Source organism: Mesorhizobium sangaii (assembly GCF_014207355.1).
In the GTDB taxonomy this organism is placed as follows: domain Bacteria; phylum Pseudomonadota; class Alphaproteobacteria; order Rhizobiales; family Rhizobiaceae; genus Mesorhizobium; species Mesorhizobium sangaii.
In genome coordinates this window covers 811,151-826,455 of record NZ_JACHEF010000001.1, presented here as the reverse complement: position 1 = coordinate 826,455, position 15,305 = coordinate 811,151, and the positions used below count along the sequence as shown (strand labels likewise).

Sequence of the window (15,305 nt, the reverse complement as noted above, 5' to 3'; positions counted from 1 at the left end):
CTGGGCTCAGTAGGGGCTCGCCACGTCCCCTGTTTCGACATAGATCGACTTCAGCTGCGAATAGAGCGCCAGCGCGGCCAGCGAATTCTCCCGCCCGATACCGGACTGCTTGAAGCCGCCGAAGGGGATTTCGACCGGCGTCAGATTGTAGGCATTGATCCAGCAGGTGCCGGCCTGCAGTTCGGCGATGACGCGGTGGGCGCGCGGCAGGTCGCGCGTGAAGACGCCGGCGGCAAGGCCGAATTCGGTGTCGTTGGCGCGGTCGATCACCTCGTCCTCGCCGTCGAATTTCAGCACGCTCATCACCGGCCCGAAAATCTCCTCGCGCGCGATGCGCATCGAGTCGGTGACGCCGGTGAAAACGGTCGGTTCGACGAAGAAGCCGCCGTCGAAACCCTGCAGCGAAGGCACGTTGCCGCCGCAGACCAGCGTCGCGCCATCCTGCTTGCCGACCGCGATATAGCCGACCACCTTCTCATGCTGCGCCTTGGAGACCAGCGGGCCCATCTGGGTCTCGGGGTCGAGCGGATCGCCGATGCGGATCTTCTTGGTCCGCTCGACAAGGCGCTCGACGAACCGGTCGTGGATGCCGCTCTGCACGAAGACGCGCGTGCCGTTGGAGCAGATCTGGCCGGTCGAATAGAAATTGCCGAGCATGGCGCCGCCAATGGCATTCTCGATGTCGGCATCGTCGAAGACGATCAGCGGCGACTTGCCGCCGAGTTCCATCGTCGCGTGCTTCATCTTCGAACCGGCCAGCGACAGCACCTTGCGCCCGGTCGGCACCGAGCCGGTTACCGAAACCTTGGCGACGACGTCATGGCCGACAAGCCCGGCGCCGACATCGCCATAGCCCTGCACGACGTTGAACAGCCCATCGGGCAGGCCGGCCTCGCTGTAGATCTCGGCCAGCGCCAGCGCTGAAAGCGGCGTGTTTTCCGACGGCTTGAACACCATGGCGTTGCCCATGGCCAGCGCCGGTGCTGATTTCCAGCCGGCAATCTGGATCGGGTAGTTCCAGGCGCCGATGCCGACACAGACGCCGAGCGCCTCGCGTCGGGTGTAGGCGAAGGGCCCGCCGAGATCTATCGCCTCGCCATTGTAGGCGGCGACCGCGCCGCCGAAATATTCCAGGCAGTCCGCGGCCGACGGCGCGTCCGCCACTAGTGTCTCCTGGATCGCCTTGCCGGTGTCGAGCGTCTCTATGCGAGCGAGGTCGGCGTTGCGGGCGCGCAAGATGTCGGCGGCGCGGCGCAGGATACGTCCGCGCTCGACCGGCTTCAGCCGCGCCCATGCGGGCTGGGCGGCCCGTGCGGCCTCGACGGCGAGTTCCAGCACGTTCGGCGTCGCCGAGCGCAGCATGGCGATCGTCTCGCCGGTTGCCGGATAGATGACCGGCAGCGGCGCGCCTTGCTCATCGTCGATGTAGCGTCCGTTGACATAGTGCGATGCCGTGGGCTGGGCGCGCATGGAGGTCTCCAAATCGTCTTCGCTTGGGCGGAACGTTCGCCGGATCATGCTCTATCTGTCGGACGCCTGCCAGCGCGGATTGATCCATGGTTCCTGGTTGGACGGCGCCAGCGGCGTGCGGCCGAGAATGTGGTCGGAAGCCTTCTCGCCGGTCATGATCGACGGCGCATTGAGGTTGCCGTTGGTGACGCGCGGGAAGATCGAGGAATCGGCGACGCGCAAGCCGTCGATACCGATGACCCGGCATTCCGGATCGACGACGCTCATCATGTCGTCGGCGCGGCCCATCTTGCAGGTGCCGCAAGGATGGTAGGCGCTCTCGGCGTGATCCCGGATGAAGACATCGAGATCGTCGTCCGACTGCACATGGCTGCCCGGCGAAATTTCCTTGCCCCGGTAGCCATCGAACGCCGTCTGGCCGAAGATCTCGCGGGTCAGCCGGATGCAGTGGCGGAACTCGGTCCAGTCGTCAGGATGCGACATGTAGTTGAAGCGGATCACCGGCTTCGATTTCGGGTCCGGCGAGCGCAGCGTCACCGAGCCGCGCGACTTCGACCGCATCGGCCCGACATGCGCCTGGAACCCGTGCGACTTCGCCGCTGCCTTGCCGTCATAGCGGACCGCCGCCGGGATGAAGTGGTACTGGATATCGGGATAGTCGACACCGGCGCGCGAGCGCACGAAGGCAGCCGCCTCGAAATGGTTGGTGGCGCCAAGCCCGGTCTTGAAGAACAGCCACTGCGCCCCGATCAGCGCCTTCGAGAACGGGTTGAGCACCGAGTTCAGCGTGATCGGCCGCAATGATTCCTGTTGGATATAGAGCTCCATATGGTCCTGCAGATTGCGGCCGACACCGGGCCGGTCGGCCACCACGGCGATGCCGTTTTCCCTGAGATGCTCGGCTGGACCGATGCCCGACAGCATCAGGATCTTCGGCGAATTGATCGACGACGCGGCGACGATCACTTCACGTCGTGCCTTAACGACCTGAATCTGTTTGTGAGCTTCGATCTCGACGCCGATGGCGCGTTGATTCTCGATGATCACCCGGCGGGCAAAACCCTTGAGCAGGCTAACATTCTTGCGCTTCAGCGCCGGCTTCAGATAGGCGCTCGCGGCCGACCAGCGACGGCCGCCGCGGATGGTCTGCTCCATCGGCCCAAAGCCTTCCTGCTTGGAACCATTGTAGTCGTCGGTCAGTTCGAACCCGGCCTGGCGGCCCGCCTCGACGAAGGCGCCGTAAAGCGGATTGCATCGCGAGCCACGCTGTACATGCAATGGCCCGCCGTGGCCGCGCCAGCCTTCCTCGCCGCCGTCGTTGTCCTCCATGCGCTTGAAGTAGGGAAGCACGTCGGCAAAGCCCCAGCCGGTCGCACCTTCTTCGGCCCAATGGTCGAAGTCGCGGGCATGGCCACGCACATAGACCATGCCGTTGATCGAGGACGAACCGCCGATCACCTTGCCGCGCGGCGTCGCCAGCACGCGGCCGCCCAGATGCGGCTCCGGTTCGCTGGCAAAGCCCCAGTCGTAAAGGCTCATGTTGAGCGGGATCGACAGCGCCGACGGCATCTGGATCAGCGGCCCGATATCTGTGCCGCCGAATTCGATGACGATCACCGAATGCTTGCCGTCCTCGGACAGCCGATAGGCCATGGCCGAGCCGGCCGAGCCGGAGCCGATGATGACGAAATCCGCTTCAAGCATGGTTCATTTCAGCCCATCGTTCATATGCGTGATGAAATCGGCGAGCGAGACGTTGCCGCCCGTTGCCATCACGAGCACGGTCTTGCCCTTTACATCCACCTTGCCGCCGAGCAGCGCCGCCAGCGAGGCAGCCCCCGACGGTTCGAGCACCAACTTCATGCGCTCGAAGGCGATCCGCATGGCGCTCCGCACCGATTGATCGTCGACGGTGATGCCGCGAACGCCGGCGGTCTTGACCGCCGCGAACGGCGCATCGCCGGGCCGTCGTGACATCAGTCCGTCGCAGATCGACTTCGGGCCGATCGGCATCGTCTCGATGCTGCCATGCGCCAGTGACGAGCCCATGCCGTTGAAACCTTCGGGCTCGACGCCGATGATCTCGGTGGCGGGCGACAGATAATGAAAGGCGAGCGAAACGCCGCCGATCAGTCCGCCGCCGCCGACCGAGCAAAACAAAAGGTCGGCGCTGGCATCCTTGGCGGCAAGCTGGTCGAGGGCTTCGAGGCCGGCGCCTGCCTGGCCGGCGACGATCTCCGGATCGTCGAACGGATGCAGCAGGGCCAGCCCTTCGGTCTCCGCGATTTCGCGCGCCTTGGCGGCGGCAACTTCCTCACGCGCGCGCTCGCCATGATCGGTCAGCACGACGCGGGCGCCATAGCCAGCCGTGGCATCGCGCTTGGCGGCCGGTGCATCGATCGGCATGACGATGGTGACCGGAATGCCGAGCGCCTGGCCGGCGGCCGCCAGCCCTTGCGCGAAATTGCCGGAGGAATAGGCGACGACGCCTTTCTTCGCCTCGTCGGCCGAAAGCTGCTTCAGCCGCCAATAGGCACCGCGTATCTTGAAGGAGCCTGCCCATTGCAGCGATTCCGGCTTGATGAAGACGCGGGCGGCGCCCGTCTCTCGGGCGAGTGCCGCCGATTCCAGCAGCGGCGTGATCTGCGTCGCCCGCGAGGTGACGGCATAGGCCTGCCTGAGATGGTCGAGAGAAGGGACGAAAAGGTCTGCCATCATTCGCCTCGTGGATACCGTTTGCTCTCCTCGAGATTGTCGAGGTTCATGTGATTGCGCATGTAGCGTTCCGACGCCTTTTGGAGCGGCTGGAAATCCCATGGGTAATAGGCGCCGTTGCGCAGCGCCGGATAGACGACCCAGCGGCGCGCCTGGCTTTCGCGCACGGCGGCGTCGAAGCCGGCCATGTCCCAGCGCGCGCGGACCTTGCCCATGAATGCCGCCACCAAGTCCGCATTGGCCCGGTCGTCGGCCAAATTGTCTCGCTCGAGCGGATCAGCCTCGAGATCGAACAGTTGCGGCGGGTCGAGCTCGCAATGGACGAACTTGTATCTGCCGTCGCGGATTGCAACGAGTGGCGCGCAGGAGCCCTCCGCCGCATACTCCATCAACACAGGCGCGGCGCGTCGCCCGCCATTGGCGAGCGACAGCAGCGACTGGCCGTCGGTCCACGGCGCGATCGCTCCGATGTCGATGCCGGCGAGGTCGCAAAGCGTCGGCGCCACGTCGAGATTGGAGACGGGCGCTTCGATCAGTCCGGCGCGAACGCCCTTGCCGGCGATCATCAGCGGCACCCGCGCCGAGCCCTCGAAGAAGCTCATCTTGAACCACAGGCCGCGCTCGCCGAGCATGTCGCCATGGTCCGAGCAGAACAGGATGACGGTGTCGTCGAGCATGCGGGTTCGCGCCAGGACGTCCAGAAGTTCGCCGAGCTTGTCGTCGACATAGGAGATGTTGGCGAAATAGCCGCGCCGGGAACGACGCACTTGTTCAGGGGTGATCTCGAAAGACGGATAATCGCTGGCGTGGTACAGCCGCTGCGAATGCGTGTCCTGCTCGTCTTGCGCGATGAACCCGGTTTCCGGGTCCAGCGCCTGGCAGTGTTCGTACAGATCCCAATACTGCTTGCGCGCGACATAGGGATCGTGCGGGTGCGACAGCGAAACGGTGAGGCACCAGGGCCGATGGTCTGCATCGTCCTGCTCGCGCGAAAGCTGATAGAGTTTCTGCGTGGCCAGGAAAACGACCTCGTCGTCATATTCCATCTGGTTGGTGGTCTCGGCGACGCCGGCGCCGGTCACCGAACCGAGATTGTGATACCACCATTCGATGCGCTCGCCGGGGTTGCGGTAATCCGGCGTCCAGCCGAAATCGGCCGGATAGATGTCGGTGGTCAGCCGCTCCTCGAAGCCGTGCAATTGGTCCGGTCCGACAAAATGCATCTTGCCCGACAGGCAGGTATAGTAACCGGCGGCGCGCAGATGATGGGCAAAGGTCGGGATCGACGAGACGAATTCAGCGGCATTGTCATAGACCCCGGTGCGAGACGGCAACTGCCCGCTCATGAACGAGGCCCGCCCCGGCGCGCAAAGCGGCGATGCGGTGTAGTTGTTGGCAAAACGCGCCGAGCGGGCGGCCAGGGCCTTGAGATGCGGCACATGCAGGAAGTCCGCCGGCCCGTCCGGGAACAGCGTACCGTTGAGCTGATCGACCATGACGATCAGGAAATTGGGTCGCTTGGCTGTCACCGTGTCTGCCGTCCACCGAGTTTCGTTTCGAGATAGTCCTCGACCAGCGCGATCGCGGTCGCGGCGTCGGGCACGCCGTCCTTCAGCGCCCGCCTGATGTAGAGCCCGTCGATCAGCGCCGCGGTCGCTTCGGCAGCGCGATCGGCCTCGGCTCTCGGCAGGATGCCGGTCAGCCCGCTCAACAGGTTGGAGTGCAGGCGCCGCGCATAGACCTTGAGCAGCCGCCGCAGCGCCGCCGATTTCTGCGCCTCGACATAGAAGGCGAGCCAGGCGGCGATGGTTTCCGGCTGGAATTGGAGCTCGGAGAAGTTGACCGCCACGACCGCCGAAACGCGCTCGCGCGGGCTGCTGGCGGCACCAAGGGCGCGCCGCGTGTCGATGGTCAATTCGGCCAAGATATGGCGCATCGTCGCCAGCAAAAGCTCGTTCTTGGCGCCGAAATAATGATGGGCAAGGGCCGAGGACACGCCGGCGCGGCCGGCGATCTCGGACATGGTCACGTCGAGCGAGCCGCGTTCGCCGATCGCCGAGATCGTCGCGTCGATGAGCGCCTTGCGGCGCAGGGGTTCCATTCCGACTTTCGGCATCTCGCTGGGGTCCTTTGAAGCAGGATTATTTTTTATTGACGGGTCAATCAACAAAAAAATCGGCGCCCGCTAGCCTGCACCAAGCGATTGTCCGGTTCCGGCCCTTCCCGGTGTGGGCATGATTGTTTATATTTGAACAATAAAGCTGAAGTGCGCCGTGAGCCCTCATGCTAAGCTGGCGCCAAGGATGGAGACCGCCATGACCGCATGCATCGTTGGCTGGGCGCATTCGCGCTTCGGCAAGCTTGAGGGCGAGACGCTCGAAAACTTGATCGTCAAGGTGGCGACCGACGCGCTCGACCATGCCGGCATCGGCCCGGACGAGGTCGACGAGATCGTGCTCGGCCACTTCAACGCCGGCTTTTCGGCGCAGGATTTCACCGCCAGCCTGGTGCTTCAGGCCGACGACCGGCTGCGCTTCAAGCCGGCGACACGCGTCGAAAATGCTTGCGCCACCGGTTCGGCGGCTGTCAGGCAAGGCATCCGCGCCATCGACGCCAACGCTGCCCGCATCGTGCTGGTGGTCGGTGCCGAGCAGATGACGACGACCCCTGGTCCCGAGATAGGCAAGAACCTGCTCAAGGCTTCCTATCTGCCTGAGGACGGCGATACGCCGGCGGGTTTCGCCGGCGTCTTCGGCAAGATCGCGCAGGCCTATTTCCAGCGCTATGGCGACCAGTCGGACGCGCTGGCTATGATCGCCGCCAAGAACCACAAGAACGGCGTCGACAATCCCTACGCGCAGATGCGCAAGGATTTCGGCTATGAGTTCTGCCGCCAGGAAAGCGAAAAGAACCCCTTCGTTGCCGGTCCGTTGAAGCGCACCGACTGTTCGCTGGTCTCCGACGGCGCCGCCGCCCTTGTCCTTGCCGACACCGCGACGGCACTGAAGATGCGCCGCGCCGTTGCCTTCCGCGCCAACGAGCATGTGCAGGATTTCCTGCCGATGTCGAAGCGCGACATCCTGTCCTTCGAAGGCTGCGAACAGGCCTGGACCCGTGCGCTGAAGAATGCCGGCGTGTCGCTCGACGATCTGTCCTTCGTCGAGACGCATGACTGCTTCACCATTGCCGAACTGATCGAGTATGAGGCGATGGGCCTGGCCAAGCCGGGCGAGGGGGCAAAGCTGGCCATGAGCGGCGAGACCGCCAGGGATGGCCGCCTGCCGGTCAACCCATCGGGCGGGCTCAAGGCCAAGGGTCATCCGATCGGCGCCACCGGTGTTTCCATGCATGTTTTGACCGCCATGCAGCTTGTCGGCGAAGCCGGCGGCATCCAGGTGCCGGAGGCAAAACTTGGCGGCATCTTCAACATGGGTGGCGCGGCGGTCGCCAACTACGTTTCCATTCTCGACCGGATCAGGTAAACCGCCCGCATTACAGCGCCGCGCGCCTTTTGAGGCGCGCAATGGACGCTGTAACACGTTGATTTTGCGGGAGGGTTCATGACAAATCCGGTTCTGATCGAAGTCTTGCGCGGCGCGATCGTCGAGAGCGCCCACCGCGGTGCAGTCGCGGTCTTCGATGCCGACGGCAAGCCGGTCCTGGAGATCGGCGACACCTCGAGGCCGGTGTTTCCGCGCTCCGCGGTCAAGGCGATCCAGGCATTGCCGCTGGTCGAAAGCGGCACAGCGGACGCCTATGGCTTCGGCAACCGCGAACTGGCGCTTGCCTGTGCCTCCCATTCGGGCGAGCCGGCGCATGTGGAGTTGGCGCGTTCCATGCTGGCCAGGGCCGGGCTGGACGGGTCAGCACTGGAATGCGGCGCGCATTGGCCCTCCAGTCATGACGCGGAGATTGCGCTTGCCCGCGCCGGCGGTTCGCCGAACGCGCTCCACAACAATTGCTCCGGCAAGCATTCCGGCTTCCTCTGCACCTGCGTCCACACCGGCATTGCGCACCGCGGCTATGTCAAGCCGGGGCACGCCTTGCAGGAGATGGTGCGCGACGCCATGCAGGCCGTGACGGGCGCTGTCCATGGTGTTGATGAACGAGCGACCGATGGCTGCTCGATCCCGACCTACGCAGTGCCGCTGAGGAGCTTCGCCCTCGGCTTTGCGCGGATGGTCACGACAAATGGTTTTGGCCCCGAGCGAGCCAAGGCCGCAAAGCGTCTGCTGACCGCCTGCATGGCAGAACCGTTCTTTGTCGCCGGCACCGGCCGCGAAGACGTCGCGCTGATGGAAGCCGCACCAGGGCGGATTTTTGCGAAAGGCGGCGCCGAGGGTGTTCACTGTGCCGCAATTCCGGAACTTGGCCTCGGCATCGCACTCAAATGCGATGATGGCGCCGGCCGCGCCGGCGAAGCCATGGTTGCCGCCGTTCTTGCCAAATTGTTGCGCGCGGACGAGACTTTGGCGGCGAAGCTGCTCGAACTGGCCAACGGTCCGATTAAGAGCCGGATTGGCGTCAAGGTCGGGGCGCTCAGGCCCACAGTGGCCTTGGACTAAAAGTCCAGCATTCAGCTGACGTGATTGCGCTCGACGGTCAGGTGCGCATAGCCGCTCTTGTCCGATGATGTCAGGTCGCTTGTCGCCGGCTCGGCCCAGCGCTGGCCGACGACGGCGCCGTTCAGCGCGCCGTCGATGACATTGTCCGAGATGACGGCCGTGCCGGCGCCCTCGACCACGCTGACGACGATGCCGGTTCCAGCCTTGCGGATGATGTTCCCCGTGGCGACGACATTGCGCAGGTACGGCCCCCAGCCGATCTGCATGCCATAGAGCGGCGCGTTCTCGATGACATTGTTGGAAACGGTCGTGTCGGCTTCGACGCCGATGCCGACGCCAAAGCCGGGCGGGTCGGCGGGGTAGGGACCGCTGGTCGACAGATTGCGCACGATGTTGCCCGCGCAGACGCCCATGCGGCCGCCTTCGTTGAAGTTGACGATCGAGATGCCGTTGGCGGCGCCGTCGACGATGTTGTTGCTGATGATGGCGCCTTCGAACGAGAATTCGGAATAGACCGCGGTCTCGCCCGAGCGCGAGCAGGTGTTGCCGGAAATCTGTAGATTGCTGGCACTGTTGGCGCGGATCGCCGAAAAGGCGCAGTCCGAGACGATGTTGCCCGAGATGACGACATTGCCGGCCCGGAAGGTGTTGATGCCGTTGCCGTTCTGCCCGGTTCCGCCACTGCGTGCCTGGATACGTTCGACACGGTTGCCGGTGACCATGGTGCCGTCTTCCGCCGCCTGCCAGCGATGCACCAGGATGCCGCCATTGGCGCAATCGGACACGGTGTTGCCCGTGATGGCCAACCCATCGGCCTCGACCGAGTAGATGCCGGCATCGGCAGCCCCTGATATGTCCGAGCGTTCGACCCGGCCCGCCGCGTGTTCCAAGGCCAATCCGTTCTTGCCGCTGCCGGTTATCTGGCAATTGTCGACAATGAGGTGCGCGACCCGGCGCAGATCGAGCAATCCTTGCGCGTAGTCGCCCATCGAGCGGTTACTGCCGTCGAAGACCAGCCCGCTGAGTTCGATATGGTCGGCCTGTTCGGCCATGAACAAATGGCCATCGCCGCCATAGACGATCCGCGTTGCGCCCGGCACGCCGGACAGACGCACGCGGCTGGGCAGCGAGAGGTTGGAAACGACATAGGTGCCGGGCGGCAGGAACACCGGCATGTCGCGCTCGTTGGCGTCGCGCAGCAGCTTGGCGAAGGCCTTGCTCTGATCGTCAAAGGTGCCAGGTGAGACGCCAAGTTCGGTGGCGTTGATCGAACCCCGCATGGAGGCTTTCTCGATGCCGGTCAGGCCGGCGGCCGCCGCCCTGCCAAGCGAGAGACCCATGACGGCAAAGCCGGCGGTTCCGGTTAGCAGCTTTCGTCTGTTCAACATCGGCACAGGATCCTGTCGTTCAACCCCGACACCGCAGGAATCGTGCCAAACAATCTGTCGCTCCTCGCCAGCACAGCGACAATGGCTTGTCGTGCAGGCTCTCCGCGCCTAAGTTCAACGGATGAGCAGAGCTTTCACACGCGAGGAAGACAGCGAAAACGCCATTGCCGGCGTCGGCGAGCGGCCGATCAGCCAGCACCGCAACCTGGTGACGGAGCGCGGCTTGGCGATGATCGAGGAGAATCTGGCCGACCTGCGCGACGTACTGGCGAAAGCCGAACGGAAGGCGGACCGCGAGCGCATCGCGGTTGTGTCGCGCGACTTGCGCTATTGGACCGCCAGGCGCGAAAGCGCCGAGCTGTCCGTGCCGGAGCCGGGGAGCGACCTGGTTCGTTTCGGCATGGGCGCCACGCTCGAGGGCGATGACGGCAGGAAGGTGCACTGGAAAATCGTCGGCGAGGACGAGGCTGACCCGGCCAAGGGCACGATTTCCCATGTGTCGCCGATGGCCGTCGCCCTGTTCGGCAAGAAGGTTGGCGACGTCGCTGTGGTCAACGACAAGGAATGGGAGATCGTCAAGCTCTCGGACAGCTAGTCTTCGAGCTTGACGACATGGTCGCGGAAGAAAGCCGCGGCTCCGGCTTCATCGATTTCGCCGGAAGCGACGGCCATGACGAATTCGTAAAGCGTCCCGTTGTCGGCTGTCAGAACATGGCCGTTCACAATCAAAAATGCGCCGGCGGCCACGATGGCAGTACGCTTGTTGCTGTCCACAAAGGCATGATTTCTGGCAATGCCAAAGACATAGGCAGCGGCGAGATCCTCGACCGACGGGTCCCCAAAGTTCGCCTTGTTTTCAGCGCGGGCGAGCGCCGATTCGAGAGCATTTTCATCTCTCAAACCTTGCGCTCCGCCGTGCCTGCGCAATTGCTCGGCATGCATCGCTTCGACTGCGCGACGTGACAGAAACTCCCAGCTCATTCGGCGAGTTTCTGTAGTGCGACCTTGTACTTGTCCATGACCTTGCGAGCTGCTTCCATCTGCCGCTCGAAACTGTCGTCCACCGCCTTGAGGACGATGTCCTTATCCGTTTCGAGAATCTGAAGCTGGTCGCCGGCTTTGAGATTCAGACGTTCAAGCAACTCCTTGGGCAGGATAACACCTTCGGAATTGCCGATCTTGCGAATGGTTGTGTTCATGATGGATCATCCTGTTGCTACGCCGATCATAACACGGCCGATTTGTGTTGCAACAGATATTATAACAGCCCGCGTCAGGCCTTCAGCAGACGGTCCAGCAAGCGATCGGCCGCTTCCGGAATGACCGTGCCCGGCGGGAAGATTTCCGACGCACCGGCTTGAAGGACCGCGTCATAGTCCTGTGGCGGGATGACACCGCCGGCGACGATCAGCATGTCGCCGCGACCGAGCTTTTTCAGCACGTCGCGCAATTCCGGGATCAGCGTCAGATGTCCCGCCGCCAGCGATGAGGCGCCGATGATATGAACGTCATGCGCGACTGCCAGCCTGGCGATCTCATCCGGTGTCTGGAACATCGCACCGACGGTGACGTCGAAGCCGAGATCGGCGAAGGCGGTGGCGATGACCTTCTGCCCACGGTCGTGGCCGTCCTGTCCCATCTTGGCAACGAGGATGCGCGGCTTGCCGCCGGATTTCTTCTTAAAGGCTTCAAGCTTGTCCTGCAGCCCTTCGACGACGGAATTGTCGCCGAGTGCCTTTCGATAGACACCGGAGATCGTCTGTACCGTCGCGACATGGCGGCCAAAGGTTCTTTCCAGGGCGAACGAGATCTCGCCGACCGTGGCATTGGCGCGCGCGGCGCGGATGGCGAACTCCAGCAGGTTTTCGTTGCCTTCCGCGGCACGGGTCAGTGCATCGAGCGCGCTCTCGACCGCGCCGACATCGCGTGTGCCTTTCAGCCGCTGCAGCTTCGACAATTGCCGCGCCCTGACTTCGGCATTGTCGATCTTCAGCACGTCGACCTTGATGTCGGTCTCGGGGCGATGCGCGTTGACGCCGACCAGCATCTGCTCGCCGGAATCGATGCGTGCCTGTGTGCGGGCCGCCGCTTCCTCGATACGCAGTTTGGGAATGCCTTGTTCGGTCGCGGCGGCCATGCCGCCGAGCGCCTCGATTTCTTCGATATGGGCAAGCGCGCGCGCCGCCAGATCATGCGTCAGCCGTTCGAGATAGGCCGAACCACCCCACGGGTCGATGATGCGCGTGGTGCCGGATTCCTTTTGCAGGATCAGCTGGGTGTTGCGGGCAATCCGCGCCGAATGGTCGGTCGGCAGCGCCATCGCCTCGTCGAAGGAATTGGTGTGCAGCGACTGCGTATGGCCCTGCGTTGCCGCCATCGCCTCGATCATGGTGCGGATGATGTTGTTGTAGGGGTCCTGCGCCGTCAGCGACCAGCCCGAGGTCTGGCAATGGGTGCGCAATGACAGCGATCGCTCGTCCTTGGGCGAAAAATTCTTCGCCATCAAGGTCGCCCACAACAGGCGCGCGGCCCTCAGCTTCGCGACTTCCATGAAGAAGTTCATGCCGATCGCCCAGAAGAAGGACAGGCGCGGCGCGAAGCGGTCGATATCCAGGCCCGCAGCAACGCCGGCGCGGGCATATTCGATGCCGTCGGCGATCGTATAGGCGAGTTCCAGGTCGGCCGTCGCCCCGGCCTCTTGCATGTGATAGCCGGAGATCGAGATCGAATTGAACTTCGGCATGTTCTTCGACGTATACGAGAAGATATCCGAAACGATCCGCATCGAGGGCTTCGGCGGATAGATGTAGGTGTTGCGGACCATGAACTCCTTCAGAATGTCGTTCTGAATGGTTCCGGCGAGATCCTTCGGCGCAACGCCCTGTTCTTCCGCCGCCACGATGTAAAGCGCCATGATCGGCAGCACCGCGCCGTTCATGGTCATCGACACTGTCATGTCGCCGAGCGGAATGCCGTCGAAGAGCTGTCGCATGTCGAGAATGGAATCGATGGCGACGCCCGCCATGCCGACATCGCCGGCGACACGCGGATGGTCGCTGTCATAGCCGCGATGCGTGGCGAGATCGAAGGCGACCGACAGTCCTTTCTGGCCGGCGGCAAGATTGCGCCGGTAGAAAGCGTTGGACTCCTCCGCCGTCGAAAAGCCGGCATATTGCCGGATCGTCCAGGGCTGCTGGACATACATGGTTGGGTAGGGACCGCGCACGAAGGGCGGCAGGCCCGGATATGTGTCAAGATGCGGCAACCCCTTGAGGTCGCCTTGGTTGTACAGATGCTTGGCGATGAGGCCTTCCGGCGTCGTCCGCTGGCCTTTGACCTCGACGGGTGCACGGCGTGGCGGTGCCCAGCCGACCTGGCTGAAATCAGGGATCAAGAGGCAGCTCCGATCGATTGGTCGATGCGGACCGGAAACAGCGGTTCGCACACGGCAACGCCTTCGCTGAAGGCGGGCCGCCGTTCCGCTGCCAGCGTCTCGACGGGACGTTCGCTTTTCGACGGGTAGAGCGTGGTGCCGATGATGACCCGCTCGCCAGCCCGGTAGGCTGCGTTGCGTCGCGCCGCCGCGGCGTGAACGCGCTTCTGGATGTGTCCGTCCTGAAGGCTGGACAAGACGCCGCCCTCGGCCTCGATTGTCTGTAGTTCCGCCCACGCCATCTCGCACAGTTGCGCGGTCAGCGCTTCGACCCCGCCGGAGCCATAGGCAGGGTCGCCGACATGGTCGATATGGCTTTCATGGGCCATGATCAGCTGGGCGTTGCGGGCGACGCGGCGGGCAAAACCCGCCGGCAAGCCATGCGCGATCGTGTGCGGCAGGATGGAGATCGAATCGGCGCCGCCGGATGCCGCGGCAAAGCAGGCAATTGTGGTGCGCAGGATATTGGTCTCCGGATCCATGGCCGTCATCATGCGAAACGACGTCTCGGCATGGATATTGGCCGTGGAGTTGGGGATCGAGCAGGCCTCCTGCACCCGTGCCCAAAGCCTGCGCAGCGCCCGCACCTTGGCCACCGACAGGAACTGGTCCTGGTCGACGCTGAGCGCGAAGCCGATATGGGGTGCCGCATAGACAAGCGGCTGCCGCGCCGTCTCGAACATTCTCAGGTAGGACACGGCAGAAGCCAGCATGATGCCAAGCTCCTGCGCCTCCGTGGCGCCGGCGTTGTGGAACACGCGCCCGTCCGCCTCCAGGAGCACGCCCGGAACGCCCATCGAGAAGAAATGCGCCAGCGACTGCGGCATCGAGGCCCGCAGCGCCTCGATCGACATGCGCAGCCGGCCGGTTCCGGCGAAGATCGCCGCCGGATCGATGCCGAAGGAGAGGTTGAGCTTTGCCGGATCCGAACGGCGCTTGCTCAGGAACGCCACCAGCCAGTCGGCCACGGCGCGACTCCAGGGATGTGCATCGATACGGACCTGGATGCGATTGAGCGGTACGCCGTCCAGCACCGTCTCCAGCGCCTGCGCCGTTCTCGGCAGGCCGAAGCCGAATGCGTTCGGTGCGCCTTCGAAGACAAGCGACAATCCCGTCGCGCCTTGCGCTACGTCTTCGAGGGCCTGGGCTCTGGCGCGCTCGATATCCGGATCATCGATGCGCTGGCTGACGATCCAGGGCAATTTCGGGTTTGCGCGCACGATCGGTTCCGCTGCGATGCTGCGGTCGTAGAGCGGTTCGATGCGGATGTTGTCGTCGGTATGCGAGACCAGCTTTTCCTCGAAGGATGCGCCAGCCAACGCCTTTTCCGCCAGGGCCAGCCATCGCTGGCGCTCGGCATTCTCGGGTTCAACGTCCTGGATCAAGGCTCCGGCGCCCATCCGTCTTCCTCACTTTCATGCGGCCGCACCAGCCTGGAGCAGTTCAGTCTACGGTCCACGGTCCGATATCGCAATGCAATGCGCTTTCAGGGTCGGAATTCAATCCATCAGATATAGGTAGCGTGGATGGACGAACCATGAACGATTGCCAAACACCGGCAAAATCCGCAAGTTCCAAAAAGCCGATTTCGACCATTGGCCCCACTTGAACGAATGGCCCCACTCCAACGATTGGCCCCACTTGAACGATTTGCCCCACTTGAACGATTGGCCCCACTTGAACGATTGGCATTGTCGCTGTGCAAGGGCCTCACTATACCTGCGGCAAGCCCAC

Annotated in this window: 13 protein-coding genes; 3 read left to right on the top strand and 10 right to left on the bottom strand. The window is 63.7% G+C overall.

Going from position 1 to position 15,305, the window contains the following annotated elements; genetic code table 11:
* Positions 1–6: 6 nt before the first annotated feature.
* The 5 genes from betB to betI are packed head-to-tail and all read right to left on the bottom strand — an operon-like array spanning position 7 to position 6,301.
* Positions 7–1,470 carry a betaine-aldehyde dehydrogenase gene (gene betB, locus HNQ71_RS04210; RefSeq protein WP_184871312.1) on the bottom strand — a complete coding sequence of 488 codons (1,464 nt, stop codon included), beginning with the start codon at positions 1,468–1,470 and terminating at the stop codon, positions 7–9.
* 51 nt (positions 1,471–1,521) lie between these two features.
* Complete coding sequence (gene betA / locus HNQ71_RS04205; RefSeq protein WP_184871311.1) at positions 1,522–3,174, bottom strand: choline dehydrogenase; 1,653 nt, start codon at positions 3,172–3,174, stop codon at positions 1,522–1,524.
* Positions 3,175–3,177: 3 nt separating this feature from the next.
* Complete coding sequence (locus HNQ71_RS04200; protein ID WP_184871310.1) at positions 3,178–4,188, bottom strand: threonine/serine dehydratase family protein; 1,011 nt, start codon at positions 4,186–4,188, stop codon at positions 3,178–3,180.
* On the bottom strand, positions 4,185–5,714 hold the full coding sequence (betC, locus tag HNQ71_RS04195; protein WP_184871309.1) for a choline-sulfatase: 1,530 nt from the start codon (positions 5,712–5,714) through the stop codon (positions 4,185–4,187). The genes HNQ71_RS04200 and betC overlap by 4 nt, the downstream gene beginning before the upstream one ends.
* On the bottom strand, positions 5,711–6,301 hold the full coding sequence (gene betI / locus HNQ71_RS04190; protein WP_184871308.1) for a choline-binding transcriptional repressor BetI: 591 nt from the start codon (positions 6,299–6,301) through the stop codon (positions 5,711–5,713). The genes betC and betI overlap by 4 nt, the downstream gene beginning before the upstream one ends.
* A 199-nt stretch (positions 6,302–6,500) precedes the next feature.
* Here betI and HNQ71_RS04185 point away from each other — a divergent pair, with 199 nt between their 5' ends.
* Both HNQ71_RS04185 and HNQ71_RS04180 read left to right on the top strand, forming a co-directional pair.
* The gene (locus HNQ71_RS04185) at positions 6,501–7,667 is read left to right on the top strand and encodes an acetyl-CoA acetyltransferase (RefSeq protein ID WP_184871307.1); all 1,167 of its coding nucleotides are present in this window, start codon (positions 6,501–6,503) and stop codon (positions 7,665–7,667) included.
* A 78-nt stretch (positions 7,668–7,745) separates the two neighbouring features.
* A complete protein-coding gene (locus tag HNQ71_RS04180; protein ID WP_184871306.1) occupies positions 7,746–8,750 on the top strand; it encodes an asparaginase in 1,005 nt (334 codons plus the stop codon).
* 11 nt (positions 8,751–8,761) lie between these two features.
* Here the strand turns inward: HNQ71_RS04180 and HNQ71_RS04175 are convergent, their stop codons facing one another.
* Positions 8,762–10,138: a TIGR03808 family TAT-translocated repetitive protein gene (locus HNQ71_RS04175; RefSeq protein WP_184871305.1), complete on the bottom strand. Its 1,377-nt coding sequence runs from the start codon at positions 10,136–10,138 to the stop codon at positions 8,762–8,764.
* 121 nt (positions 10,139–10,259) lie between these two features.
* Between HNQ71_RS04175 and greA the strand changes: the two genes are divergently transcribed.
* Positions 10,260–10,733: a transcription elongation factor GreA gene (gene greA / locus HNQ71_RS04170; protein ID WP_184871304.1), complete on the top strand. Its 474-nt coding sequence runs from the start codon at positions 10,260–10,262 to the stop codon at positions 10,731–10,733.
* Here the strand turns inward: greA and HNQ71_RS04165 are convergent.
* The 4 genes from HNQ71_RS04165 to HNQ71_RS04150 form a co-directional block, all read right to left on the bottom strand.
* On the bottom strand, positions 10,730–11,119 hold the full coding sequence (locus HNQ71_RS04165; protein WP_184871303.1) for a type II toxin-antitoxin system death-on-curing family toxin: 390 nt from the start codon (positions 11,117–11,119) through the stop codon (positions 10,730–10,732). The genes greA and HNQ71_RS04165 overlap by 4 nt on opposite strands.
* On the bottom strand, positions 11,116–11,337 hold the full coding sequence (locus HNQ71_RS04160; RefSeq protein WP_184871302.1) for an AbrB/MazE/SpoVT family DNA-binding domain-containing protein: 222 nt from the start codon (positions 11,335–11,337) through the stop codon (positions 11,116–11,118). Before HNQ71_RS04160 ends, HNQ71_RS04165 begins: the two co-directional genes overlap by 4 nt.
* Positions 11,338–11,411: 74 nt before the next feature.
* Positions 11,412–13,532: a methylmalonyl-CoA mutase gene (gene scpA / locus HNQ71_RS04155; protein WP_184871301.1), complete on the bottom strand. Its 2,121-nt coding sequence runs from the start codon at positions 13,530–13,532 to the stop codon at positions 11,412–11,414.
* Positions 13,529–14,971 (bottom strand): methylmalonyl-CoA mutase subunit beta, encoded by a 1,443-nt coding sequence (locus tag HNQ71_RS04150; RefSeq protein WP_184871300.1) that lies wholly within the window; start codon positions 14,969–14,971, stop codon positions 13,529–13,531. Before HNQ71_RS04150 ends, scpA begins: the two co-directional genes overlap by 4 nt.
* Positions 14,972–15,305 lie beyond the last annotated feature (334 nt).

Bases quoted from the DNA above. Each gene is read 5' to 3' on its own strand.
- HNQ71_RS04165 (WP_184871303.1), bottom strand. From the start codon at position 11,119: ATGAGCTGGGAGTTTCTGTCACGTCGCGCAGTCGAAGCGATGCATGCC.
- betB (WP_184871312.1), bottom strand. From the start codon at position 1,470: ATGCGCGCCCAGCCCACGGCATCGCACTATGTCAACGGACGCTACATC.
- HNQ71_RS04200 (WP_184871310.1), bottom strand. From the start codon at position 4,188: ATGATGGCAGACCTTTTCGTCCCTTCTCTCGACCATCTCAGGCAGGCC.
- HNQ71_RS04175 (WP_184871305.1), bottom strand. From the start codon at position 10,138: ATGTTGAACAGACGAAAGCTGCTAACCGGAACCGCCGGCTTTGCCGTC.
- betA (WP_184871311.1), bottom strand. From the start codon at position 3,174: ATGCTTGAAGCGGATTTCGTCATCATCGGCTCCGGCTCGGCCGGCTCG.
- HNQ71_RS04150 (WP_184871300.1), bottom strand. From the start codon at position 14,971: ATGGGCGCCGGAGCCTTGATCCAGGACGTTGAACCCGAGAATGCCGAG.
- HNQ71_RS04185 (WP_184871307.1), top strand. From the start codon at position 6,501: ATGACCGCATGCATCGTTGGCTGGGCGCATTCGCGCTTCGGCAAGCTT.
- greA (WP_184871304.1), top strand. From the start codon at position 10,260: ATGAGCAGAGCTTTCACACGCGAGGAAGACAGCGAAAACGCCATTGCC.
- betI (WP_184871308.1), bottom strand. From the start codon at position 6,301: ATGCCGAAAGTCGGAATGGAACCCCTGCGCCGCAAGGCGCTCATCGAC.
- HNQ71_RS04180 (WP_184871306.1), top strand. From the start codon at position 7,746: ATGACAAATCCGGTTCTGATCGAAGTCTTGCGCGGCGCGATCGTCGAG.
- HNQ71_RS04160 (WP_184871302.1), bottom strand. From the start codon at position 11,337: ATGAACACAACCATTCGCAAGATCGGCAATTCCGAAGGTGTTATCCTG.